At 51.7% G+C, this 23,071-nt stretch carries 20 protein-coding genes; 7 read left to right on the top strand and 13 right to left on the bottom strand.

Features of this window, described 5'->3' with window-relative positions:
- Positions 1–128 precede the first annotated feature (128 nt).
- From B7989_RS13515 to thiS, 3 genes are read right to left on the bottom strand one after another with little or no spacing between them, the layout of a single operon-like run.
- Positions 129–905, bottom strand: coding sequence for a thiazole synthase (locus tag B7989_RS13515; RefSeq protein ID WP_088628990.1), 777 nt, complete (start codon positions 903–905; stop codon positions 129–131).
- Positions 906–938: 33 nt separating this feature from the next.
- Positions 939–1,604, bottom strand: coding sequence for a thiamine biosynthesis protein ThiF (gene thiF / locus B7989_RS13510; RefSeq protein ID WP_233144434.1), 666 nt, complete (start codon positions 1,602–1,604; stop codon positions 939–941).
- Positions 1,604–1,798, bottom strand: a complete 195-nt coding sequence (gene thiS, locus B7989_RS13505; RefSeq protein ID WP_233144433.1) for a sulfur carrier protein ThiS — start codon at positions 1,796–1,798, stop codon at positions 1,604–1,606. Before thiS ends, thiF begins: the two co-directional genes overlap by 1 nt.
- A 140-nt stretch (positions 1,799–1,938) precedes the next feature.
- On the opposite strand from thiS, the gene B7989_RS13500 reads away from it, so the two are divergent.
- Positions 1,939–2,904, top strand: coding sequence for a hypothetical protein (locus B7989_RS13500; RefSeq protein ID WP_088628989.1), 966 nt, complete (start codon positions 1,939–1,941; stop codon positions 2,902–2,904).
- Between the two features lie 2 nt (positions 2,905–2,906).
- Here B7989_RS13500 and B7989_RS13495 read toward each other — a convergent pair whose 3' ends face one another.
- The 4 genes from B7989_RS13495 to B7989_RS13480 all read right to left on the bottom strand — a co-directional run bounded on the left by B7989_RS13495 (position 2,907) and on the right by B7989_RS13480 (position 9,066).
- The gene (locus tag B7989_RS13495) at positions 2,907–4,796 is read right to left on the bottom strand and encodes a family 43 glycosylhydrolase (RefSeq protein ID WP_233144432.1); all 1,890 of its coding nucleotides are present in this window, start codon (positions 4,794–4,796) and stop codon (positions 2,907–2,909) included.
- Between the two features lie 81 nt (positions 4,797–4,877).
- Positions 4,878–6,878: a family 43 glycosylhydrolase gene (locus B7989_RS13490; RefSeq protein ID WP_088628988.1), complete on the bottom strand. Its 2,001-nt coding sequence runs from the start codon at positions 6,876–6,878 to the stop codon at positions 4,878–4,880.
- A 227-nt stretch (positions 6,879–7,105) separates the two neighbouring features.
- Positions 7,106–8,047 (bottom strand): malate dehydrogenase, encoded by a 942-nt coding sequence (gene mdh, locus B7989_RS13485; RefSeq protein ID WP_088628987.1) that lies wholly within the window; start codon positions 8,045–8,047, stop codon positions 7,106–7,108.
- 125 nt (positions 8,048–8,172) lie between these two features.
- Positions 8,173–9,066 (bottom strand): hypothetical protein, encoded by an 894-nt coding sequence (locus tag B7989_RS13480; protein WP_088628986.1) that lies wholly within the window; start codon positions 9,064–9,066, stop codon positions 8,173–8,175.
- Between the two features lie 75 nt (positions 9,067–9,141).
- On the opposite strand from B7989_RS13480, the gene yfcE reads away from it, so the two are divergent.
- Positions 9,142–9,711, top strand: coding sequence for a phosphodiesterase (gene yfcE, locus B7989_RS13475; RefSeq protein WP_088628985.1), 570 nt, complete (start codon positions 9,142–9,144; stop codon positions 9,709–9,711).
- 1 nt (position 9,712) lies between these two features.
- Positions 9,713–10,966, top strand: a complete 1,254-nt coding sequence (locus tag B7989_RS13470) for a hypothetical protein (protein WP_088628984.1) — start codon at positions 9,713–9,715, stop codon at positions 10,964–10,966.
- Positions 10,967–10,968: 2 nt separating this feature from the next.
- Here B7989_RS13470 and B7989_RS13465 read toward each other — a convergent pair whose 3' ends face one another.
- The 4 genes from B7989_RS13465 to B7989_RS13450 all read right to left on the bottom strand — a co-directional run bounded on the left by B7989_RS13465 (position 10,969) and on the right by B7989_RS13450 (position 15,726).
- Complete coding sequence (locus B7989_RS13465; protein WP_088628983.1) at positions 10,969–11,715, bottom strand: amino acid ABC transporter ATP-binding protein; 747 nt, start codon at positions 11,713–11,715, stop codon at positions 10,969–10,971.
- The gene (locus B7989_RS13460) at positions 11,705–13,195 is read right to left on the bottom strand and encodes an ABC transporter substrate-binding protein/permease (RefSeq protein WP_088628993.1); all 1,491 of its coding nucleotides are present in this window, start codon (positions 13,193–13,195) and stop codon (positions 11,705–11,707) included. Before B7989_RS13460 ends, B7989_RS13465 begins: the two co-directional genes overlap by 11 nt.
- Before the next feature lie 65 nt (positions 13,196–13,260).
- On the bottom strand, positions 13,261–14,967 hold the full coding sequence (locus tag B7989_RS13455; protein WP_088628982.1) for a PCMD domain-containing protein: 1,707 nt from the start codon (positions 14,965–14,967) through the stop codon (positions 13,261–13,263).
- 18 nt (positions 14,968–14,985) lie between these two features.
- Positions 14,986–15,726 carry a hypothetical protein gene (locus tag B7989_RS13450; protein ID WP_088628981.1) on the bottom strand — a complete coding sequence of 247 codons (741 nt, stop codon included), beginning with the start codon at positions 15,724–15,726 and terminating at the stop codon, positions 14,986–14,988.
- Between the two features lie 63 nt (positions 15,727–15,789).
- Here B7989_RS13450 and B7989_RS13445 point away from each other — a divergent pair, with 63 nt between their 5' ends.
- From B7989_RS13445 to argH, 4 genes are all read left to right on the top strand, one after another.
- Positions 15,790–16,677 (top strand): TIGR01212 family radical SAM protein, encoded by an 888-nt coding sequence (locus B7989_RS13445; protein ID WP_088628980.1) that lies wholly within the window; start codon positions 15,790–15,792, stop codon positions 16,675–16,677.
- A 71-nt stretch (positions 16,678–16,748) separates the two neighbouring features.
- Positions 16,749–17,273: an adenine phosphoribosyltransferase gene (locus B7989_RS13440; protein ID WP_088628979.1), complete on the top strand. Its 525-nt coding sequence runs from the start codon at positions 16,749–16,751 to the stop codon at positions 17,271–17,273.
- A 111-nt stretch (positions 17,274–17,384) separates the two neighbouring features.
- Positions 17,385–18,872, top strand: coding sequence for an NCS2 family permease (locus tag B7989_RS13435; protein WP_198959563.1), 1,488 nt, complete (start codon positions 17,385–17,387; stop codon positions 18,870–18,872).
- A 77-nt stretch (positions 18,873–18,949) separates the two neighbouring features.
- Positions 18,950–20,386, top strand: coding sequence for an argininosuccinate lyase (gene argH, locus B7989_RS13430; protein WP_088628978.1), 1,437 nt, complete (start codon positions 18,950–18,952; stop codon positions 20,384–20,386).
- Between the two features lie 57 nt (positions 20,387–20,443).
- Here the strand turns inward: argH and B7989_RS13425 are convergent, their stop codons facing one another.
- Together B7989_RS13425 and B7989_RS13420 are read right to left on the bottom strand one after the other, a co-directional pair.
- Positions 20,444–21,718 carry a hypothetical protein gene (locus tag B7989_RS13425; protein ID WP_088628977.1) on the bottom strand — a complete coding sequence of 425 codons (1,275 nt, stop codon included), beginning with the start codon at positions 21,716–21,718 and terminating at the stop codon, positions 20,444–20,446.
- A complete protein-coding gene (locus tag B7989_RS13420) occupies positions 21,712–23,061 on the bottom strand; it encodes a hypothetical protein (RefSeq protein WP_144265086.1) in 1,350 nt (449 codons plus the stop codon). The genes B7989_RS13425 and B7989_RS13420 overlap by 7 nt, the downstream gene beginning before the upstream one ends.
- Positions 23,062–23,071: the final 10 nt, after the last annotated feature.

Genomic DNA, 23,071 nt, shown 5'->3' with positions numbered 1-23,071 from the left:
CGCCAGAAGGCTTCTTTAGAACCACCAGCCTAGCTGGTGGTTTTCGTTCTTACAAAAAGGACGAGCGAAAAGCTCGTCTTTTTTTCGTTACCCCTTCGCCTAGGGGCGAAGCCCCTAAAACCCCGATTTTAATCTCTCAAGAAACCCGTCAGCGGGTCAGAGGCAGAGGCACCGCGGGTCAGCACACGGCCAAGGCCAGCGAGGTACGCCTTGCGACCCGCTTCGATGGCGAGCTTGAAACTCTGGGCCATCATGGGCAAGTCGCCGGCGGTAGCAAGAGCGGTATTCGCCATAATCGCGGCAGCACCCATTTCCATGGCGGCACAAGCTTCGGACGGTTTGCCGATACCTGCATCCACGATAATCGGGAGGTCGATTTCATCGATGAGAATCTGGATGAATTCGCGAGTCGAAAGACCCTTGTTAGAGCCAATCGGAGACGCCAGCGGCATCACGGCTGCGGCACCCGCGTTCGCGAGGTCGCGCGCCACGTTCAGATCCGGGTACATATACGGCATCACGACGAGACCTTCTTTCGCCAAGGTTTCAGTCGCCTTGATGGTTTCGTAGTTGTCGGGCAAAAGGTATTTGGTGTCGCGCATGATTTCGATCTTGACGAAATCACCGCAGCCGAGTTCGCGGGAAAGACGCGCGATGCGCACCGCTTCAGCGGCGTTGCGTGCGCCGGACGTATTCGGCAACAGCGTCACACCCTTCGGAATATAGTCCAGAATGTTTTCATGGTCCTTGGTGTTCGCACGGCGCACCGCGAGGGTCACAATCTGTGCCCCGGCATCGCGCACAGCAGCCTCAATCAGCTTGAGGGAATACTTTCCGGAACCTAGAATAAAGCGGGAATTGAATTCGTGACCACCGATAACGAGAGTATCTTTCTTGTCTGCCATATAGCCTTCTTTTTTGCGAAGGTAAATATAGAATTATTCCATTCCAAGAATCAGGCGAATCACAGTCAGGGCCTGGTGAGCGGCGCAAAGCATCACGCGGGGCGCAATGAGCCCGATTCCGTCATTCACGTCACTTTTGCCGTCACCGCAAACGTAAAAGCGTTTGGTCACCTTGCGGGTCGTAATCAAATTACCGCTATCGTAGCCCGCCATGCCAGAAGCAGCAACCAGGAACTTTTCGGGCATGTTTTCAAGCACCGTGTTCACAAGCATCGCCTTGGCCTCGGCATTGTCAAACGCCTCGCAAATCACGTCGGCCTTGCCAAGCAGCGCCTCCGCATTTTCGGCGGTCACCTTCTCGAAATGCGTTTCGTATTCCGTATACGGCGCAATCTCTTTCAAGTTTGTAAGCAATGCTTCCGGCTTCGGCCTGCCCACTTGGCACGCCTTGTACTGCTGGCGATGCAAATTCGTCACATCGACACAGTCAAAATCAATCAGAATGAGTTTACCGACACCGGCACGAGCCAAAGAAATCGCGATATTCGAACCGAGGCCGCCCAAACCGCAAACAGCAACCGTTGCCGCCTGCAACTTTCGCACGGCTTCTGCACCCTGCCGCTTTTCAAGCGCAGCGTGCATCTCGTTCTGCGAAGGTATGCGAGAAGGTTCGCGCATCTGCGAAAGATTAGCAGTCATCACCCGCCGCCTACAAAATTCACAACCTCGACGACGTCGCCGTCGGCCAGCACCGTTTCGGCATACTTTGCCTTGGGCACAATTTCTTCGTTCCGTTCGACCGCGATGCGTACGGTATTGAACCCGGTTTCTGCCAGGTACTCGGCAACCGTCTTTCCGGCGGCATCGACACTCTGTCCATTAATCGTAAGCATGTGAACAAATATAAAAAAACAACAATCCATCATCATGCCTCGTTTGTAGGCAATATATTTGTTTTGTAATTTATACAACATATTCTGTCATACATTCGCAATTAAAACTTATATTTGCAGGCAAACAAGGAGACACCAGCGTGAAAAAATATTCTCATGCATGGATTGCCTTTATGGCAATCAAGCGTTTGGAAATTATCGCCACCACCACCGACGAAAATGTGATTACAGGCGTCACCGATAAAGTCCGCACCGAAGCCAAGGCACTAGTCAAATGGTTCAAGAACTACCGCGACTTCGTTATCAAGGGAGCCTGGTACCCCGACGATGTTTTCAAGGACATGGCAACGAGCCACATCGTCAAATACCGCCCCGCCGAAGACGGCACCTACAACACCTTCGGCAGTTTGCCTTCGACCCATAGCATTTACACCAAGATGTCCAAGGAATCGCCGCTCAAGGGCAAACCCTACACAATTGAAGGTGGCAACTGCGCAGACCGCTGCGAAGCTATTTCGCACAGCATCATCGACAATTTCAAGATGCTCAACCGCGAAGAAAAGGGCTGTCCCATCGCCACCTCCGGCAACCACATCGCCATGCGATTCTTTATCTTGAGCCACTACATTGCCGACTGCCACATGCCCCTGCACTGCGACTGCCGCCCCTATTCCGACGGCAAGGGCATTCACGGCGGAATTGAAAAGAAATGGGAAGACGCAATCAGCAAGGCATACAAAATCGACAAGGACAACAACCGATTCTTCTACGACCCTGACGGATACCCGCTACCGCTGACAGCATCTTCGTTTACCACGAACGTGGAAAACGACATTGCATCCCGCAAGTACATGCACGGCTGGGGAGGCAAGAACAATAACGTGTGGGACTACATGAGCGTCGTTTCGCAGTATTCCTACCTGTTCTCGTATTTCTTGATTCCCGAAAATTTTGAAAACACGAAATCCATGAAGGAATTCGAAACGGAAACCGAATGGGGCAAATATTTCGAGATGTACAGCACCATGATTTTTAGCGATGCCATTGATTCCGTCGCCCGAATCTGGCTGCACATCTGGATCAAGTACAAGGACTGGCTGAAGTAACCCTAGAACATCACCCTATACGGAATTTGCTTATTATACCGACGGCCCTTGAGGTCGCGGTATTTTTTGTTTTGAGCAGGCAACTGCATATTGTTGCGCGGTGCAATGCGACGGATGGCTGTCGTCGAATCCTTCAAGCCTTCGTCGAACTTGATGTTACCGAGGAGAGTTTCGCCGCCGAGGCCTTCTGCGGTCAGGTAGAAGTCCTGCACGCCCTTGAGCTCCGGCAGGTTGGAGCAGCGCACGTCAATCCACTTGCTCGCATCACCCGCCGAGGGTAATTCGCACTTGGAAATCACGTCGCCCTTCTTGCTATCCTTGCGGATGTTCAGTATGCCGCCTGCGCCGTTCTTCACCTGCACAAGCACGCCCGGGCCCGCAATGGAATCCGTAATCACGTTCTCGAAAATTGCATAGCCGCCATCCTTGATGGCGAACTCATCTTTCTCGGTGAGTCGCACGCGGATACCGTTATCGAAGCCGTTCGCCGGAATCGTATCGCGAATGATGCGCAAGAAATCAAGCCTGTCAAGTTCCGCATAATGCTTGCCCTTCGTAATCTCGATAAAATTCGAACCGCGCTTAAGTTTCGCGGGAATGTACACCACCGACTTCTCGGGGAACGCGCTCCACGCGCCTGTCAGCGGCAGATCCACTTCCTGGTTCTTGCCGTTGATGCTCACAAAGTGGGAACTGCCGTTCGCGCCGTCTTCGGTCCAGTTATTGTCATAGCGGTAGCGAATCAGGTAGTCGCCCGCCTGCGGGATAATCATCGGCAAACGAATCTTGCTGTCTTCGTAATTGATATAGGCGCAGAATTCTCCGTTCGAGGCCATCGAGCTGCTTGAAATATCCACATGAGTCAAAGCGCCTTGTTCCGCTTCGGCGCTCAGGTAACGCCCGAGGAACGGTTGCCCGAGTTCCGGCCAACCGTCATCGGTATAGACGATGTCGCGAACTTGTATGTAGGAATTTCCGCCGTCATTCTTGTCGTAGTAATGGTTTACAAAACGCTGGCGGTTCACGTCCTGGAACGCCTCGCCGCCCGCAGGCCCGTAGTAGCGTCCGTATCGGCTCAACAGAATCGTGCCGCCGCCATTCAGGAGCGCCTTGCCGCTGCGGTCCACATACCCGCCGTCAATGCGGTTGGAGCGCCCCACCGTCGTCTTGTAGGAATTATTCTCGAGGTCAGCGCCCTTCTTGCAGCAGTTATCCCACGCCGTAAACAGGTAGTAGTAGCCGTCGTGCTCGATGAGGCTTGCGCCCTCGATGCCCGAACCGCCGCGGTTCGCGATGTTGATCATCTTCGCACCGTCTTTCACTTTGCCTGTTTCTTCGTTCAGTTCCAGAATGTGGATACCCGTGCCCCACGAACCGAACGCCATCCAGACCTTGCCATCGTTGTCCTTCAGCACCGCCGCGTCAATCGCGTTGTAGGCATCGCTCTTGACCGTGTGAATCACCTCGCCCATGTCCGTCCAGCCGTAGCCGGGCTTGGTCGGGTCGATTTCCTTGCTCGCCATGAACCCCATGCCCGATGAACGGATGCCCATCTCGGAACCGCAATAGTACATGCGGTATTCCCCGCCAATGTAATGAATGTCCGGCGCCCAGATGTCAATCATATTCGGCGCGTACTTGTAAAGCCACTTCGAAAATTCCGGCATGGCGGGATCGCCGTTCTTCCAGTTCAGCGCATCCTCGGAAAACTGCATCAGCATGTGGTTGTCCGTCGTCGCGAGCGCATAGCCGTCCTCGTAACGGATGATGTCCGGGTCATGCCCTGCCCAGCGCGTCTCCTTCGCGTACCAATCGGCCGCAAAAGCCGAACAAACCAAAGTAAGTATTGCCGCAGTCGTTACGACAGACGCCTTGCCAATCCCGAAATTCATTTTTCCTCGCTTTACCCATACACCACAAATCAAAAATACACTAAAAAGTTTCACCTTGCAAGCAAACATTTTCTAGCAGAACTAGAACATCACCCGGTACGGGATTTGCTTGTCAAAGCTACGGCCCTTGAGGTCGCGGTAGCCCTTGCGGGCGGATGCCGGAGAATCGTGGCGTACAGCACGCGGGGCAATCGCGGTCGTACCCGAAGAACTCGAGGTAATGTCTTTGCCGCTGGAGCTAGAAATCGGGTCACCGCACGGTTCCTGATTGCAAACGATTTCTCCCGATGAACTCGCAAACACGATGTTCTTCACAATCGCTTCGCCCGAAACGCCGGATGCTGTCAGGTAAAAGTCCTTCACGCCGCCAATGCTCTTAAGATTCGAGCAGTTCACCGTCGTCCAGCCCTTAGACGTAAATTTCTCGTTGGCCGCCACCAGTTCGCATTCAGAAAGAACGGTCCCATCCTTCTTACCGTCACGAATGCTGAGCTTGCCGCCCGTAAGGCTCTTCACCTCGACAGCCACTTCCGTAGCCACGATGGAATCCGTCACCACGTTCTCGAAAATCGCGTAGCCGCCATCCTTGATGGCGAACTCGTCGTCCTTCGTGAGGCGCACACGGATGCCGTTGTCAAAGCCGTTCGCCGGAATCGTATCGCGAATCACGCGCAAGAAATCGATGCGATCGAGTTCCGCAAAGTTGCCGTTCGGCGAAGGTTCAATCTCAATGAAATTGCCGCCGCGCTTGAGTGTCGCAGGCACCATCACCACAGACTTTTCGGGGAACGTGCCCCAAGAACCTGTCGGCGGGAGCGCCACCGTCTGCGACTTGCCATTCACCGTCACCTTGTGCTCCGCGGCAGCATCGCCACCGTTAGCGTAGCGGTAACGCAGCAGGTAGTTACCCGCTTGCATAATGTTCATCGGCAAGCGAATCTTGGAACCTGCGGTATTCACGTAAGCGAGATATTCCCCATTCGAGGCCGTATTGCTCCGCGTGATTGCAAGGTCGCCCGACACCGCACGCGTCAGCGCACCATGTTCGACTTCGGCACTCAAATAACGCCCGAGGAAGGGCTGTCCCATCTCAGCCCAGTTATCCTCGGTAAACACGACATCACGAATATGAATATGGTTGTACTTGTCGCCATTCAAATCATAGTAGTGATGCACAAAGCGCACACGGTTCAAGTCCTGGAAGGCCTCGCCACCGCCCGGGCCCACATAGCGTCCGTAGCGTTCCAAAAGAATCGTGCCGCCGCCCGTCGCCATATTGTAACCGGCGCGGTCCTTGTACGGGCCCGTCACCTTGTCCGCGCGGCCGTAAGCCGTCTTGTAGGTAGTCTGCTCGATATTTGCGCCCTGCTGGCAACACTTGTCCCACGCCGTGAACAAGAAGTACTGCCCATTATGCTCAATCAGGCTCGGGCCTTCTTCGGCGCCGCCGCTTTCCTTGCTCGTACGGCGGGCAATGTTGTAGACCGTCTTGTCGTCGCTCGCCTGGTAGCCCGTAGTCGCGTCCAGCTTGATCAACTGAATGCCGAGTCCGAACGAACCGAAAGCCATCCAGTAATTGCCCTCGGTATCCTTGACCACGTCGGCGTCGATGGCGTTATACGAATCTGTCCCCTGCTTCGTATGGAAAACATGGCCATGGTCCTTCCAGCCATAGCCAGTGCTTCCCGGCATAATCGAGGTCGTCGACTGGTAACCGATAGCCGAATTGCGCACGCCGAATTCCGACACGCAATAGTAAACGCGGTATTCGCCGTTCATGTAGAAAAGGTCCGGAGCCCAGATGCCCTCGGTCTTGGGCGCGTAGGTATAGGCCCACTGCGGAATGGCGCTCACGGTCGACTTGTGGTCGCGCCAAGTGTAGGCATCTTCCGATGTCCACAGTTGCAGATTGTTGTTCGTGCTCATGAGGGCGTAGCCGTCCTCAAAGCGGATCATGCTCGGGTCATGCCCTGGCTGCAAATTGTCCTTCGCGTACCAATCGGCCGCGAAGGACGTTGCAACACCAAGCGACGCTCCCAATAGCGCCACGAAACCAAAAGATTTTCCCAGGCCCATAACCATTATAAACTCCCTGACGACACGTCTAATCTAAATATATCTTTAAACCCTCCAAAAGTCAATAGATTTTTCATTAAAAAGTCCACACTTTTAGTAAGATAAAACAGAATTATGCAGGTTTTATCAAAATTTCAAAATAAAAAGTCCACACTTCGCGTAACTACAAAAAAGCCCACCCTGAAACAAGCTCAGGGCAGGCTCTTCAAGTCCAATACAATTGGGCGCGAAGGTTACGTATGTGCGTCGACCCATTCAGCGTTCTTGCGGCAGGCGTCAACAGACTTTGCGAAAGCAGCCTTTTCTTCGTCGTTCATAGAAACTTCGATGATCTTTTCGACACCGTTTGCACCGACGACAACCGGCACGCCGCAGTAGAGACCGCTAACGCCGTATTCGCCGTTCAGCTTGGCAGCGCAAGAGAACACGTTCTTCTTGTCGAGGAGGTAGGCTTCAGCCATGTGCACGGCAGAAGTAGCCGGGCTGTAGAAGGCGGAGCCGCGGCCGAGGAGGTTCACGATTTCGCCACCGGCACCGGCGGTACGCTTGGCGAGTTCGGCAAACTTTTCCTTGCTCATGAGCTGAGAAACCGGGATGCCACCGACAGTGACACATTCCATGATGGAAACCATGGTGTCGCCGTGGCCGCCCATCACGAGGGCCTTCACGTCTTCGACAGACACGCCGAGTTCGTCGGCAACGAAGCAAGCGAGACGGGCAGAGTCAAGCACGCCAGCCATACCGATCACCTTGTTGGCCGGGAGACCGGACTGCTTCTGCATGTTGTAGACCATGGCGTCGAGCGGGTTCGTAATCACGATCACGAATGCATCCGGAGCGTTTTCCTTAATGGCTTCAGCGACGGTCTTGATAACGCCGCAGTTCTTGTCCAGAAGGTCGTCACGGCTCATGCCCGGCATACGCGGGAAACCGGCGGTAACGATCACGACATCGGCACCCTTGATAGCAGAGTAGTCGGTAGAACCCTGAAGATCCACGGAGGAGTTGATGACAGAGCGGCCTTCCATGATATCGAGGGCCTTACCCTTAGGCATACCCTGAGTCTGCGGAATGTCGATAAGAACAACGTCGCCAAGATTCTTCTGGGCGATGACGAGAGCCATTGTACCACCGATTTGACCAGCACCAACGAGTGCAATCTTCTTTCTTGCCATGATTTTAACCTTCCTTTTAAGGTAATTAGAATTTTACGCATCAAATATAGCACTTTTTCGTGTTTCAGACAATGGAAAAAACGCCCCTCAAAGCCGAAAAACGGAAAAAATAAGCTAGCCCCGCCCTAAAACAAGTCCAACGTGCTATCCAGGTAGATTTCTTCCCGAACAGGGAGCTGGAATTCGGGTTTGACCATGTAAAAAAGCAAGAATTCCAGGATGAGGGCACTGCCCAGGCTGCGGCCCTCGATTTTGAAATGGCGGAACCCTTGCGGGGCATAAACCTTTTGAATGTCTTCAATTCCGATAAATCCGGGATTTTTCATGGCATCGGAAAACCGGTAACCCCTTTGGGCGTTCGGAGAGGCGCAAACGTGGTCTTCGCAGCTTTCGCCGAGGTTCTTCCGGCTCACGTTCTCATAGCAATTTTTCCGGTCGGGGCACCCGAACCAGCAGCATTCATTGCACAGGAATTCGACTTTCTGCTTTTGCGTTGCCGACAAAGAGTTCAGTTTGGCAAACTGCTTGTTGAGCCTGAAATCCGGCACTACGTAACTGAAATCATCGCGGTCCAGTTCCTCTTCGAATCGACCAAAATCCGTCAGGACCTTCGTCGTGGATGACACGAAATAGAATCCCGGATACTTCGCCTTAAGGTAATCGAGCAACAGGTCCGAATGGACGATAATTCCGCTCGGCGCATCGCCATTTTTCTCGAACAAGGCGCACAAATCGTTACATTTCTTGTCAGAAAGGTGTTCTTCCCGGAGAAGGGAGTTACTGAAGGTCAGGCGCGCCGAGATGCCAAATTCTTTCATGAAGGCAGCCACCTCATCGGGATCTGCATCGCCAAATCCGACACGGCCACCACCCCACAGGCAATCGCTGGGCGCACCGTAAATGGAACCGATTTCGCACCACTCGTAAAAGTATTCCCGATGCTCGCGGAACAGCGGCAAAAAAGCCTTGTATAGGTCGTAAAATTCGAACAGGCCGGGAAGGTGGTAGAAAACGTTCATCGCTCCAAATATACCTATTTTGAATGAAATCTCCCCCATTTTATAGCTATATTATGGAAAACGGGATTTTCTTTTATGCGTACTCTTGTTCTTTCTGATATCCACGGTTCTGCGTTCGCCTGCAAGATGGCGCTTTCTTACCTCGACAAGCACAAATGCGACCGCATTTTCCTTTTGGGCGACCTTCTTTATCACGGTCCCCGGAACCCGCTGCCCGGCGGACACGACCCGCAAGGCGTTGTCGAGCTCTTGAGCCCTCTTAAGGAGAAAATTACCGCCGTTCGCGGCAACTGCGACGCCGAAGTGGACCAGATGGTGCTGGGATTCCCCTGCCTCGCGGACTACGCCGAATTCGAAGAAAACGGACTGCGCCTATTTTTGAGCCACGGTCACCTGTATGACCCGTACCTGTTCAGCCACTACAAGGCCGACGTGTATTTTTCCGGTCATACACATATCTTTACCGCCGAAAAGAACGCTGATGGAGTCTACTGCCTGAACCCCGGCTCCACGAGCCTGCCCAAGGGCGGAAACCCGCCGACCTTCGGACTCTACGAAACCTTCGACGGCACCACTCCCCCGCGATTCAGCGTACACCACCTGGAAACCGGCAAGGAACTCGCGGCCGTCGAAATCGTGAAATAACATGCGAAAGCTATTTGCAATCGTCTTCTTTCTCGGAATCGTGCTTTGGGGTACGCCGGTTTTGGCGCAAGATGTCAACGTCTGTTCGTTTGACTCGACCCTGATGGTTCATTTTGTCCGTGGGGATCTTTCCGAAGTCCCCGCCATATTGGACTACATCAAGGAAAATGCCCCAAAAATTCGTAACGAGCTCTGCAAAGACGAATTAATGCAAAGCGAGCTCACCCATTTGGCCGGTAAACTCTACTGGACAGATAGACCCGGGCATGTGTCAGTCCCTATCGCCTACACTAGGTACATGAATTTTGGCGGTCAAGAAGTAAACGGGAGAACTCTGACTGAAGAAGAAAACGCCGTGTACAACCTAGTCATGGACTACATGATTTCGAAATACGACATGCTCTATGCGCTCGCCAAGAAGACTAGCCTGCAAAAGAATTCTAAGCTGAAAACAGGCGCGTTCGTCGAATACATGTTTACTTATTGGCTAAAGCCCGAAGATGTCGGCTCTGCCGCCATAGAAATCGCCAAGACGCCGGCTGGAATCGCCGCTGACGCGGCAACCTCCTGGGCAACCTTGTGGATTCAAAAAGAAAGCCCTTACGAACGAGATACCTACTACGATTTTGACTACAGTTGGCTATTGTTTGCCCGAGACAACTTTTTCAGGCGTTACCCCGATACTCCCTATAGAACCGCGTTACAAGCCTTGATTAATCAGGACATTGTCACCGAATTACACGAAGCGGACAAGAATAGCGGAGTTTTAGGCCTTTGTGTCGGAGTTTCTGTAGGAAAATCGCTCATGACATCCGGCCTAGAAGCCGTTAACGAAAATTTCACCTTCAGCGTTCCGAACGCAAGAATCCAGGTATTCCGATTCGTATTCCAGCTTCAAGTTGACCTGATGTTTGCAGACGGAATTTCTGCCGCAGGACTGGACGCCATGATCGGCCGCACCTACGAATTCGACGAATACGGTTTCGACGTGTTGGCGGGAATCGGTTTCGATGAATTCTATGTGGGCCAAGACTCCATCATGAATCTTGCATTCATGGGTGGCGTCCAGGCCATGAGACGATTCCCCTTGGGCGACATGGCAAACATCACCCCTAAACTGCAGTGGATTTTAAAGACAGTCCATTTTGACGACCCGGTCAAGAACCGCAAACGCCGCGCCTTCATCAATCAATTCAGCATCGGCATTTCGTTCGAAGGCCGACAACCGCTTTCACGTCTGAACGCGTTTAAATAGCCCTATTTCTTCAGTGCCGAGAGAAATTCCTTGAGGCGGGAATCTTTCGGGTTGTCGAAGATTTCTTCGGGGGAGCCGTCTTCCTTGACCACGCCATCGGCAAAGAACAGCACGCGGTTGGCGACTTCGCGGGCAAAGCTCATTTCGTGCGTCACCACAATCATCGTCATGCCAGATTTTGCCAAGTCCTTCATGATCTTGAGAACTTCGCCGACCATTTCGGGGTCCAAGGCACTTGTCGGTTCGTCAAACAGAATTGCCTCGGGCTGCATGGCCATGGCGCGGGCAATCGCCACACGCTGTTGCTGGCCGCCAGAGAGCTGTGCAGGATAATGATCGGCCCTATCCAAGAGACCGATGCGGTCCAGAAGTTCCTTCGCACGCTTTTCGGCATCCGCCTTGTTCAAAAGCCCCAATTTCACAGGAGCGAACATGATATTCTTGAGTGCGGTCATGTTCTTGAACAGGTTGAACTGCTGGAACACCATGCCCACGCGCCTACGGATACTCGGCTTCGAAACGCCCTTCGCCAAAATGCTCTTGCCATCCAACAGGATGTCGCCACCCGTCGGCTTTTCGAGCAGGTTCAGCTGGCGCAAGAAAGTGGACTTGCCGCAACCCGAAGGTCCGATAATCGCAATCACGTCACCGCGATGAATGTCGAGCGAGATTCCCTTGAGAATCTGCTTGTCGCCGTAAGATTTGCAAAGGTCCTTGACCTGGATTAAAGTTTCTGCATTAGCGTTCATTTTTCTTCAACCTCTTTTCAAGCTTTGCAACACAGGCCGAAAGCCCGGCAACAATGACAAAGTAAATGGCAGCCACGGCAAGGAGCGGGAGCATCGCCTCGTAGGTCATGCTACGGATAATGTCACCGCCGCGCGTCAAGTCCATCAGGCCGATGTAGCCGCAAATGGACGTTTCCTTGATGAGCGTGATAAATTCATTCGTAAGCGCAGGGAGCGAGTTCTTGAATGCCTGCGGGTAAACGATGTGGTAAAGGACCGTGCGGAACTTGAGGCCGAGACTGCGCCCCGCCTCAATCTGGCCCGGGTCCACGCCCTTGATGCCGCTACGGATAATTTCAGAAACGTATGCACCCGAGTTCACGCCGAAGGCCACAATCGCCACAAGGATCTTGTTCACGTTCACCGACGAGAAGACTATGTAGTAGATGATGAGCAACTGAATCATCATCGGCGTGCCACGAATCACGGCGAGGTACACTTTAGCAAGTGCGTTCAGCACCTTGTAGCGACCGTTGAATTCATTGCCGGTGCGAATCTGCGCCACAATAAAGCCAATCAGAATGCCGAGCAGCGCCGCAAAGAGCGAAATGATGAGGGTGTTGCGAAGACCCAGAGCGATAAACTTCCAGCGGGAATCCTTCACGAAATTCTTGCGGAAGTGTTCGGCAAAGCTCTCGTCGCTTTCCACCGCCTCGTCGCCGCGGACAATCACGACAATCTTCGAAAGCGTATACGGTGTCGTGAAGTTGATGGACTTCTTGCGTTCCTCGGTCACGGTAAAGCCAGCGAAGCCGACATCGGCCTTGCCCGAAGAAACCGCATTGATAATCGCATCGAATTCGATGTCCTGAATTTCGACGGTACGGTTCAGATAGTCGGCAATATAGTTGACCACTTCGATATCGAAACCGGTAATTTTGGCGTTTTCGTAGTATTCGTACGGCGGAAACTGTGCGTTCGTAGAGAGCACAAGCTTACGCCCCTCGGTTACCTTCTTCTGATAATGATAGTTACCGGTACGATAGATATAGGTATTAAAGAGCGAATCGTAGACGCCATCCTTTTTCATGGCATCGAGCGCCTGGTTCACGGAATCGAGCAACGCCTCGTTCCCCTTCGCGACAACGCCCGCGTACATTTCTTCGACAAAGACTTCATCTAGAATGCGGAGCGACGGATTTTCACGCACGAACGCCTTGGCGGGCTGGTCATCACTCAAGACCGCGTCGATTTTCCCCTGTTTGAGCGCCTGCACGGCATCAGCGAGTTTCGTGTAGCGGTCCACATCGATTTTCGCGGTATCGCCCCCGAAATCGGATGCGTAAATATCGGCGGTATTGCCGATCTGCACGCCCACCTTCTTGTGGCCGAGATCATTAACACAATGGACTTTATTGGGGATTACCGCCTGCTTGCTATCGCAAGACACCAGGGCGAGCGCATAAAGCGCGATGAGGATTGGGAGGAGGAATTTTCGCATCTTTTTCACCTTAGTCCAAAAGGTAGTTAAAAGGCCGTAATTTGGGAACCCCTTGTGAGTTTTATTTAATAAATCAATTTCAAATCATCTACAATGAGCGTAGCACCTGATACGCCCTTGTAGTGATTTCCGTCGGCACTGGAGGCGAACACCACGCGAATGTGTGTCACGGGTTCTTCGCCCGTTCCCTGCACGAGGCCGTTATTGATAGCGGCCTTATTCGAAGATTTCAACTTGGTATCGAATGTCGAAGAATTTTCGATGGGAGATCCTTCAAGAGGTTCGCCATACTTGAGTTTCAGGCGAAGCGTGCGCATGCCATTTTCGTCGGGTTCCGAAACGCTTACGACGTCCGGATTTTCGCGGCCGGAGTTATCCGCCTTAGTGGAGCGGAACCAAGCCGAAGCCACCAGCGTGTTGACATCGGTGGACTTGCGGTTCACATTCTTGTTGCCGGTGCGGTTTTCAAGCAGAATATAAATGTCGCAGCTGTCGCCCTTGCCTTCGTAGCTGAACTTGACTTCCATGAATTCGGGCCTTGCCGCAAAAGGCTTGCCAAAATCCAGAAGTTCATTGCCATCGGGCCAAGTCGAAGAACTGGCCATCGAAAGCGTGCCCACGCCATTGGGATTAAAGTCGGCCGTATAGAGGCTCCCGCTTGCAATCTTAGTAAGCGCGGAACCAGTTTTAATCATTGCGCCAATCATAGAACCCGAAGTTTTCTTTTCGGTGGTTGTCAAAATCGTATTGGCGTTGCCCCAAATAGAATCCGGCGTGACATCATTCTTATTCCAGGAGTTGAAATTTTCGCCTGGTAACTGGTAGCCCGCCTTCACCGAATAAATGACGCTTTCGTCTTCATTCGTCACCTTGACCTGAACACCCGCGCCAAAATCGTAAGACTCTCCTACCGTCACATTGGCCGTAGCACCTTCTGAAACTTCCATCGCCGAAAGTTCAAGGGCGGTCAAGTCCGTACGGAAAGCAAGGTCGTCTACATGAATGGACTTGCTTTCTTCATCGATAACGGCTTCTTTACCGGCAATCGAAAGCGAAAGAATCTTGGGAGCCTCGGCGGTGCCAGGGTCTTCGGATTCCGAAGAACTTGAAGTGGCAGCAGAGCTTTCGGGCTCGTCAGATTCCGACGAACTTGAAGTGCTTGCAGAACTACCCGATTCATCAGCTTTTTGAGAACTGCTAGAAGATTCCTTGGACTCCGAACTGCTGGACTTGTCGCTCTTTTCGGAACTGCTCGATTTACTTTCTGCAGAGCTACTGGACTTGGCCGAAGAACTGCTAGATTCAGAACCACTTTCAGGTTCCACATTCGGGATATTGAAAGTCAACTGCCAAACAGATTTTTTACCGCTTTCAGAAACCACAACCACATAAAGTACATGGCTAGAAGGAATTTGGATCGTTTTGCCCGATTCAATAGTCTCTTTGGAATACTTCACCTTCTTGGCAAGCGAATCGAGCCCCGCAGAATCCGTCGGAAAATCATCGATATCGCCGTCCACCAAATGAAGCGTTGCAAAATGGCTCAGATTGAGTTCTTCAAGCGTCACCGAGTCCCAAGTGTCAAGCGAATCGGGAACTTCTACCAGGTCAAATTCAATGCGGTGCTGTTCCGAATATATCGCCGGCGAGCCATCTTGTTCGGCAACGGCGATTTCTTTGAGCTCACGGTAATCCGAGGTATCAAACGTATCGTAATCGGCGGTACATGCGCCAAGAAGCATCATCAAAGCAAGGAAAATCCATTTTTTCATATTAGCACTCCCCACTTATTAGAAGAAATAAACCAGCGAAAAATCCAAGGCCAACAAATTGATCTTGAAATTCACGATATTGTACAGCACCTCGCTGCGAGATTCCCCGTTTTCTTCGATTTCCATAAACGACGAACTCAAGCCCAAAAGGCCCACCGAGGTTTCAAAGGCCAAGCGGTCCAGCACCATAATGCTTAAGCCCGGATTGATGCCGAAATTGAATGTCCAGCCGTGATTTTTCGTCTTGGACATTTCTTCGCCGTCATCGGATTGCGAAATGCCGTAGGAATATTCCACCTTGAGCGAAGTTTCGTTAAAGAAATAGATGGTTCTGGAATCAAAAACCTTCAAGTAGTTCTTGAGAAACGGCTGTACAAAGAATCCGTTGCTCACGTACTTGCGATGTTCCTTGACATCGGCAATGTCTTCGAGAATGGAGAAATCGATATCCACAAAAGTTCGGCTATACCCCACTCGGGCACCGATGGCCATGGCATCACGGATAAAATAGCCGCCAAAGCCTTCGGCCGTAAACGTGTACCCCTCGGCCTTGTAAATATCGCCGAAAATGATATTCAGGGCATCTTCATCGGATTCTCCCTGCAGCAAGAACAAGGTAGCACCCGTCAAGAAGTTTCCACGGTGAATCGCTTCGTCTTCTTGAACGGCATGAAGGTTACCCAGAAGTCCCCCTTTTTCAGCAAAAGCATGGGACGCCAAAACCAAGGCTAAAAAGAGAAAAAGAAACCTATACATCATAGTGGCTAAATATAATTAATATTTACATTCGGCTTGGTTTCATTAAATGCTATATTATGACATATGCATTACACTCCCTACCGAGACTTACTGCTGAAGGTTTTCCCGAATTACCTGAAGGTGCGCAAGCTCCCCCTGAACGGCGGCATGAGTTGCCCGAATCTGGACGGCACCAAGAGTTTTTCGGGTTGCAGCTACTGCAATAACCGCAGCTTTAGCCCGGTATTTGACCAGGCGAAGGTCTCGATTCAGGAACAGCTCGACAAATTTGTGCCGAGGCTCCGCGAAAAGTACCCGAACGCAGGCATTTTGGCCTACTTGCAGCCGTACACGAATACGCACGCGCCGCTGGAACACCTGAAGGGAATCATCGACCCGATTATCAAGCATAAGGAAATTGCGGGCCTTGCCATCGGCACGCGCCCGGACTGCCTCGAAGAAGACAAGGTCGCCTACCTCGCGGAACTTAACCGCAAAAAGCCGATTATCGTAGAAATCGGCCTGCAAACCGCAAACGATTTGACACTTGCCGCCATCAACCGCAGGCATACCCTCGCCGAATTCACGGACGCCGTCAAGCGTTGCCAGGCGGCAGGACTCACTGTGACCACGCACGTGATTGTGGGCCTCCCCGGCGAAACCATGGAAGATTTCAAGCATACCGCACAAGTGGTTCGCGACTTGAAGCTTGCCGCCGTCAAGATTCACCCGCTGCACATTGTGGCAGGCACCGTGATGGCACAGGACTACGCCAACGGAGAAATCAAGCTCCTGACCTTCGAGGAATACTGCGAAGCGGTGGCCGAAATGATCAAGATTATCGGCTTTGAGATCGCCATCGAACGTTTTAGCGGCGAAAGCCCGAGCGACATGCTCATTGCCCCCAACTGGTGCGGCGAAAGAGACAAGATTATCGCTACTGTAGAAAAGTTGCTAAACAAAGCTGATTGACTAGTTTAAAAAGGAGATTCCCGGTCAAGCCGGGAATGACATGTCACGAGAAATTCTTATATTACAAAAGAATGAAACGAATTGAGGACTACATTATCTCTGTTCCGGATTTTCCGAAGCCGGGGATTCTTTTTCGCGATATCACAGGGATTCTCAGTGACGCCGACGGTCTGAAGCTTACGCTCGAAGCGTTCTACAAAATGCTTGAAAATGTCGAATTCGATGTCGTTGTCGGGCTGGAAGCTCGCGGATTCCTTTTTGGGGTCTCGATTGCGGAACATTTTCACAAGCCGTTCGTGCCTGAACGCAAAAAAGGCAAGCTCCCCCGCGAAACGGTCGACGTAGAATACGACCTGGAATACGGGAAAGCATGCATGGAAATTCACAAGGACGCCATAAAGCCGGGACAGCGGGTTCTCATTGTCGACGATCTGCTTGCAACTGGAGGGACAGCGAAAGCGGCCGCGGCACTCATCGAAAAGCTTGGAGGGAAAGTGGAACTTTTCGCGTTTGTGATTGAACTTTTTGACTTGCATGGGCGCGAAGTGCTCAAGGGTTACCGAGTGGAAACGCTCACCAGGTTCCCGGGGCACTAAATAATCGGTTTTAGTTGAAAAGGAGATCCCCACCTTGGTGGCCATGCGCACAAAGCACTAAAAGTGCTAAGTGCTGTCCGCCCGCCTTCGCGGGCAAAAGAAGAAGAGAAAATGAAAGAGAACAAGAAAAAAACATTCATGTACAAGGCCGGTCGTGAACTCAAGAAAGAATTTTTCTTTCTCGAGAAGTTCTTCAAACTGAGCGAAAACCAGACCAACATCCACACCGAAATTTTCGCAGGCCTCATGACCTTCATGACCATGGCCTACATTCTGGCGGTGAACCCCGAAATTCTTTCGGCCTCTGGAATGCCCAAGGGCGGCATCTTCATTGCCACCGTCATTGCGGCCGCCGTCGGTTCTGCCCTCATGGGCTTTGTCGCGAAATACCCCTTTGCACTTGCCCCGGGCCTTGGCATTAACGCCTTCTTTGCCTACACCGTGGTGCTGAGCATGGGCTACAGCTGGCAATTCGCCTTGCTAGCCGTCTTTGTCGAAGGCATCCTGTTCCTGATTCTCTCGATTGTTCCCATCCGCGAAAAACTCTTTAACAGCATCCCCCTTTCGCTTAAATCGGGCGTCGCCGTCGGCATCGGCATATTCATCGCCTTTATCGCTTTGCAGGGCGGTAAAATCGTCATCGCCAACAATTCCACCATCGTAAGCCTCATCAACTTCCACATGGTCGACATGCACACGAATGGCATCTGGGCGATTCTTACCCTGTTGGGCATTATCGTTACCTCGGCCTTCTTGATTAAAGGAATCCGCGGCGCCATCCTGCTTGGAATTTTTGCGACCTGGCTGCTCGGCATTGTCACCGAATTTGTTGGAATCTACGTTCCGAACCCGGAAGCCGGATTCCATTCCGTAATTCCGCAGTTCGGCGATTACCTGCAGACTTTGGACCGTTCCTTCCGCGAATTCGGAATCACCTGCGGTGCGCTTTTCCATCCGGAATCCTGGACGCTCACCCAAGGCGATGCGATTGTCGGCCAAGGATTTTCGCTCTTCAAGTCACTCGATTTCTTTGTCGTGATTTTCGCTTTCTTCTTTGTAGACCTGTTCGATACGCTGGGCACCCTGATTGGCGTTTCGTTCCGAGGCGGATTCCTGAAAGAAGACGGCAAGCTCCCCCGCATTTCTCAAGCGCTCAGCTGCGACGCAATCGCCACCTCGATCGGAGCCATTTGCGGCACCTCGACCACGACCACCTACGTGGAAAGCGCCGCCGGTGTCGCCTACGGCGGAAAGACTGGCCTCACCGCCGTCTCGGTCGCCCTCTTCTTCTTGCTGTCGCTCTTTTTTGCCCCTGTCTTCATGGCGATTCCGGGCTTTGCAACAGCTCCCGCGCTCATCATGGTCGCCTACTTCATGATGACATCCATCGCTAAAATTGACTGGACCAACCCGAGAGAATCGATCCCCGCCTTTATCTGCATGATTGCCATGCCGCTCACCTATTCCATTTCGGACGGCATCATGTTCGGCGTCATTTCTTACACCTTGATAAACGCTCTCACCGGCAAGATCAAGAATGTACACTGGGTCATGATTGTGCTCACCGTGATATTCTTGCTCAAGTACGCTTTGATGTAGAAACAGAACTTAGAGCTTAGTTGGTTGAGCTTAGAAAATTTTATATTTGCACGCGAAAAAAACAAAAGGATTTGCAAATGGCACAGAACAAGAGCAACGTGAAAACGAAATCTGGTGACAAGAAGGGAACTCAGACCAACATGTGGACCGGCCGTTTTGCTAGCGGCATGGCGCAGAGCATGGTGGACCTGAGCTTTAGCTTGCAGTTTGACGCTGAACTCATCGAAGAAGACATCGAAGGCAGCATCGGCCACGGCAAGGGCCTGGTGGAATCCGGCGTGCTCAGCAAGGCCGACTACAAGAAGATTTGCGACGGCTTGGCCAGCATCCTCAAGGACTACAAGGCCGGCAAGAACCTGTGGCAGGAATCCGACGAAGATATCCACATGGCCGTGGAACGGGTGCTCACCGAACGCATCGGCGCCCTCGGCAAGAAGATTCACACGGGCCGTAGCCGTAACGACCAGGTCTGCACGGACTTCAAGCTTTACATGCGCCACCGCGCCGCCGAAATCCGCGCCCTTGAAGTTTCTTTGATGGAAACGGTTCTCGACCTCGCCAAGAAATACTTCGGCAAGATGATGCCGGGTTACACCCACCTGCAGCAGGCACAGCCCATCTACTTCAGCCATTACCTGATGAGCATGTTCTTTGCCGTGAGCCGCGACGTGAAGCGCCTCGACAACTTCCTGGAACTGCATAGCGAACTCCCGCTCGGTAGCGGTGCCATGGCCGGTTCCGCATTCCCGTACCACCGTGCCCTCGTTGCAAAGGAACTCGGATTTAACGGTGTTAGCCCGAACAGCATTGACGCCGTGAGCCACCGCGACATGATGCTCGAATTCGAAGCCGACCTCGCCATCATCGCGAACACCATGAGCCGCTATGCCGAAGACTTTGTGAACTGGAGCACCAGCGAATTCGGCTACCTCACCCTGCACGACGCCTTCTCCAGCGGATCCTCGATGATGCCGCAGAAGAAGAACCCGGATTCCATGGAACTCATCCGCGGAAAGTCCGGCCGCATGCTCGGTAACTTCAGCGCCCTCTACACGCTGGTGAAGGGAGCTCCGCTCAGCTACAGCCGCGACCTGCAAGAAGACAAGGAACCGGTTTTCGACTCTGTCCATAACGTAAAGGTGATTCTCCGCGTCATGAAAGAAGCCTTGGAAAGCGCTCGCTTTAATTTCGACAAGATGCACGCGAAGATGCTGCCGGCGCTGCTGGCTACCGACCTCGCTGACTTGCTGGTCGAATCCGGCGTGCCGTTCCGCGACGCCCACCACGTGGTCGGTAGCCTGGTCGGCGAAGCCGCCCGCCAAGGCCTCGAATTCACGGACCTTAGCGATGAGGCCTGGGCCAGCGCCGGCGTCCCGAACGTCAAGCAGATGAAAAAGACTCTCACATTCGAATACAGCGTGTCCCGCCGTAACATCGAAGGCGGCACGGGCCCCAAGTCCGTGAAACAGCAGTTCGGCAAGGCCGAAGCGATCCTCAAGAAGTTCAAGAAGTAAGCTTCAGCCGCGATTCAACAGCAATTAGAAAAGCCTCTCGAACGAGAGGCTTTTTCATTACCAGAATTCAAATCCAAGACCGAGACCGAACGTATGGCGAAGCGCATTAACCGTCTTTTTGTTACCATTATAAATCACACGATCGTATGCGGTTCCAAATTGGAGCATATATTTCAAGCGTAAGTTCAAGACATAAGAAGAAGACGACAAATCTTTAGGAGTCGATGCCAGCAAACGAACATCCAAATTATTTCCTACAAGGTATTCCATATCCGATACGACATCGGCTGTCACGTAATCCGTTTCTGAAATACCCAGGAAAGGCTCAACTCGCACGTATCTAGAGTCAAACACAGTAACGCCAATCGAAAGTCCCCACGATTCGTCCTCCGTTTCATCACTCATATAAGTTCTTTCCATATCGGAATCGGCTATCGAATATGCCTTGGGAACAGAAATTATTCCATACGCCCAAAAGAGATTCAAACTGATTCGCCTATATCGGGCAGTTAATTCACCCATGAACGAAGATCCCATTTTATCATCCATATAATCCGTTATCTCTCCGCTCAAGAATCCTAGCCACTTATAAAGATACAAGCCCAAACCGCCCGTATAGTACTTGTGCTTAAACGGATCGACACGGAAATCGCGAAGGGGTTTCATCACCTTTTCGACATACGGAAGAGTCTGTTCGTCAAGGACCCTCGCATAAGGCGAAACGGGATAAGTATCGACGAATTTCTTGCCGTGATCCAGAAGCAAGCCTGCACTAGTCGTATCATTGACCTGTTTCCAATGGATGGTGCGACCAAAAAAATTATCCGACATCCAGACAATCGCAATTTCTGAATAGAGGAGCACTCGGTATAACTTTTTATACTCATCAGAAACATCCGAGCTATCTACACGTGCACTCAACGAATCGGCTTTCTGTAACGTGAACGGGTACAAATCACGGTACAGGTAAACCGCAAGGGGATCCTTTTCTGCAACGCGATTTTCGAGTTCCGGTTTGTACGTCGAATCAAGCATGATACGGCGCAAGTCAGCATAGATATCGATTCCTTGCGCAAAATGATTAAGTTCCATGTTGATGAGGTATTCCTCGAAACGAGTGAGAGGAGCTCCCTCTTTCGCATTGGATTTCAAGTAATTGAATGCCTGGTCCGCACGTTCGCTATCACCCGTCTCGAGCGAAGTTTTCAGGACATCGCGGGCGCGCAAGTAAAGCGTTCTCTTCGAAGGTTGCACAGACGATTCCTGTGCCAAAGGCTGAGAAACGCCAAGCAACAAAAGGACAATAAAAACGAGAGCTGAAAATCTTACCATAGATACAATCCCAGGCCGAAAGCAAAGAAGGGCGTTACACCGGAACCCTTGAGGAACGTGTCGTCAAACTCCATATACGAAATACCGAACTTGCCGACCAGCGAGAAACTCGTGAACATGGAGTTCGAAAACAGGAAATACGCCGTGCCGAATTTGTAATCGACATTCACTGCCAAGGTGTATGCTCCGCCTTCGGAATACATATCATTGCTGCCCGCACTGATGTATTCCTTTTCTTCACCAGGCTTAGCCACATAGCAGTCTTTCTTGGCTTCAAGAATCATGGCTGGCATACCAAGCCCAATATAGGGGCGAACCTTTAAATAGCGGCTATCATAAACAACGTAACCTAATCCGAGCGAATAGGTTGCAACGCCAGACGCACCGGAAGGCAACAATTCAAAGGAGAACGAAATTCGGCTAAATTGCAAGTAGATTTCAAGATAGATAGACGGGTCTTCATATTCAAACAAATCGGAACGGTACAAATCGTCCATCCCGAAGGCAAGACCGCCCGAGACCAGGAACAAATTGGCCCCGAGACCGCCGGTGTAGAATTTCTTGGCGATATTTTCTTCCTTGTGTTCCGCACGATCCTTGAACATGAGCGCCGTAAAATCATTACGGAAGAAAGGCCCGGCAACACTATTTTCAATCCATTTTGCATCGGGGTGGTCCGGATACTTATTGAGGTACATTTGCGAGAGTCTTACGATACGGTCGTTGACCCTTTGGTCATGGTAGGCATCGCTCAAGAGTAAGAGAATCTTGAGTTCAAGCTTATCGCTTTCGGGCATCGAGGTACAATTGTCAATATCCGTTTCTACATAGGCAAGAAGCGTCTTTGACGTATCCAAAGAACTCAAGGAATTCTTAAGGTACTGCGTGAGAGCGTCGTTTTGGGCAAAGCGAGCCTGGTCACTGATTACCTCATGATAGAATTGCTTGTACTGATTCACCTCATACTTTAGCAACTGGGGCCACATCTTTTTGACAATCAGCACAGCCTCGGCCTCGACATCCGCCAAGCCAACAAAGTTTTCATTCCTCATGGCATGCAGTTCTTCAATACCTTGCGAAATCTGCGCCGTATCTCCTTGCTTTATGGACTCGAGGAGTGATTCACGCAATTGGTAAACCTTTTCCATTTCCGTCCCCGATTCCGCCATGAGCGATTGTTCAAACGCTTCGTTCGCCGACATCGAAGTCGCAGAGTCCGTGGCCTCCGCATTCTCCGGTTCCTGCAGCAGGGATTTTTCAAAATCATCAAATTCGCCCGCGAAGGCAAAAGGAGCCGTCAACAACGCAACAACTAGCAAGAAATTCAATTTACGAATAATCACAAGCACCTCC

It is taken from the genome of Fibrobacter sp. UWB5 (assembly GCF_002210295.1).
Taxonomy (GTDB): domain Bacteria; phylum Fibrobacterota; class Fibrobacteria; order Fibrobacterales; family Fibrobacteraceae; genus Fibrobacter.
This window is presented reverse-complemented; position numbering and strand designations above follow the sequence as displayed.

Excerpts from the sequence above, each read along its gene's own strand:
- thiF (WP_233144434.1), bottom strand. The coding sequence starts at position 1,604 with ATGACTGCTAATCTTTCGCAGATGCGCGAACCTTCTCGCATACCTTCG.
- B7989_RS13460 (WP_088628993.1), bottom strand. The coding sequence starts at position 13,195 with ATGCGAAAATTCCTCCTCCCAATCCTCATCGCGCTTTATGCGCTCGCC.
- B7989_RS13425 (WP_088628977.1), bottom strand. The coding sequence starts at position 21,718 with ATGGTAAGATTTTCAGCTCTCGTTTTTATTGTCCTTTTGTTGCTTGGC.
- B7989_RS13470 (WP_088628984.1), top strand. The coding sequence starts at position 9,713 with ATGCGAAAGCTATTTGCAATCGTCTTCTTTCTCGGAATCGTGCTTTGG.
- mdh (WP_088628987.1), bottom strand. The coding sequence starts at position 8,047 with ATGGCAAGAAAGAAGATTGCACTCGTTGGTGCTGGTCAAATCGGTGGT.
- B7989_RS13435 (WP_198959563.1), top strand. The coding sequence starts at position 17,385 with ATGAAAGAGAACAAGAAAAAAACATTCATGTACAAGGCCGGTCGTGAA.
- B7989_RS13490 (WP_088628988.1), bottom strand. The coding sequence starts at position 6,878 with ATGGTTATGGGCCTGGGAAAATCTTTTGGTTTCGTGGCGCTATTGGGA.
- B7989_RS13445 (WP_088628980.1), top strand. The coding sequence starts at position 15,790 with ATGCATTACACTCCCTACCGAGACTTACTGCTGAAGGTTTTCCCGAAT.
- B7989_RS13495 (WP_233144432.1), bottom strand. The coding sequence starts at position 4,796 with ATGAATTTCGGGATTGGCAAGGCGTCTGTCGTAACGACTGCGGCAATA.
- B7989_RS13440 (WP_088628979.1), top strand. The coding sequence starts at position 16,749 with ATGAAACGAATTGAGGACTACATTATCTCTGTTCCGGATTTTCCGAAG.
- B7989_RS13450 (WP_088628981.1), bottom strand. The coding sequence starts at position 15,726 with ATGATGTATAGGTTTCTTTTTCTCTTTTTAGCCTTGGTTTTGGCGTCC.
- B7989_RS13465 (WP_088628983.1), bottom strand. The coding sequence starts at position 11,715 with ATGAACGCTAATGCAGAAACTTTAATCCAGGTCAAGGACCTTTGCAAA.
- B7989_RS13455 (WP_088628982.1), bottom strand. The coding sequence starts at position 14,967 with ATGAAAAAATGGATTTTCCTTGCTTTGATGATGCTTCTTGGCGCATGT.
- B7989_RS13515 (WP_088628990.1), bottom strand. The coding sequence starts at position 905 with ATGGCAGACAAGAAAGATACTCTCGTTATCGGTGGTCACGAATTCAAT.
- argH (WP_088628978.1), top strand. The coding sequence starts at position 18,950 with ATGGCACAGAACAAGAGCAACGTGAAAACGAAATCTGGTGACAAGAAG.
- thiS (WP_233144433.1), bottom strand. The coding sequence starts at position 1,798 with ATGCTTACGATTAATGGACAGAGTGTCGATGCCGCCGGAAAGACGGTT.
- B7989_RS13480 (WP_088628986.1), bottom strand. The coding sequence starts at position 9,066 with ATGAACGTTTTCTACCACCTTCCCGGCCTGTTCGAATTTTACGACCTA.
- yfcE (WP_088628985.1), top strand. The coding sequence starts at position 9,142 with ATGCGTACTCTTGTTCTTTCTGATATCCACGGTTCTGCGTTCGCCTGC.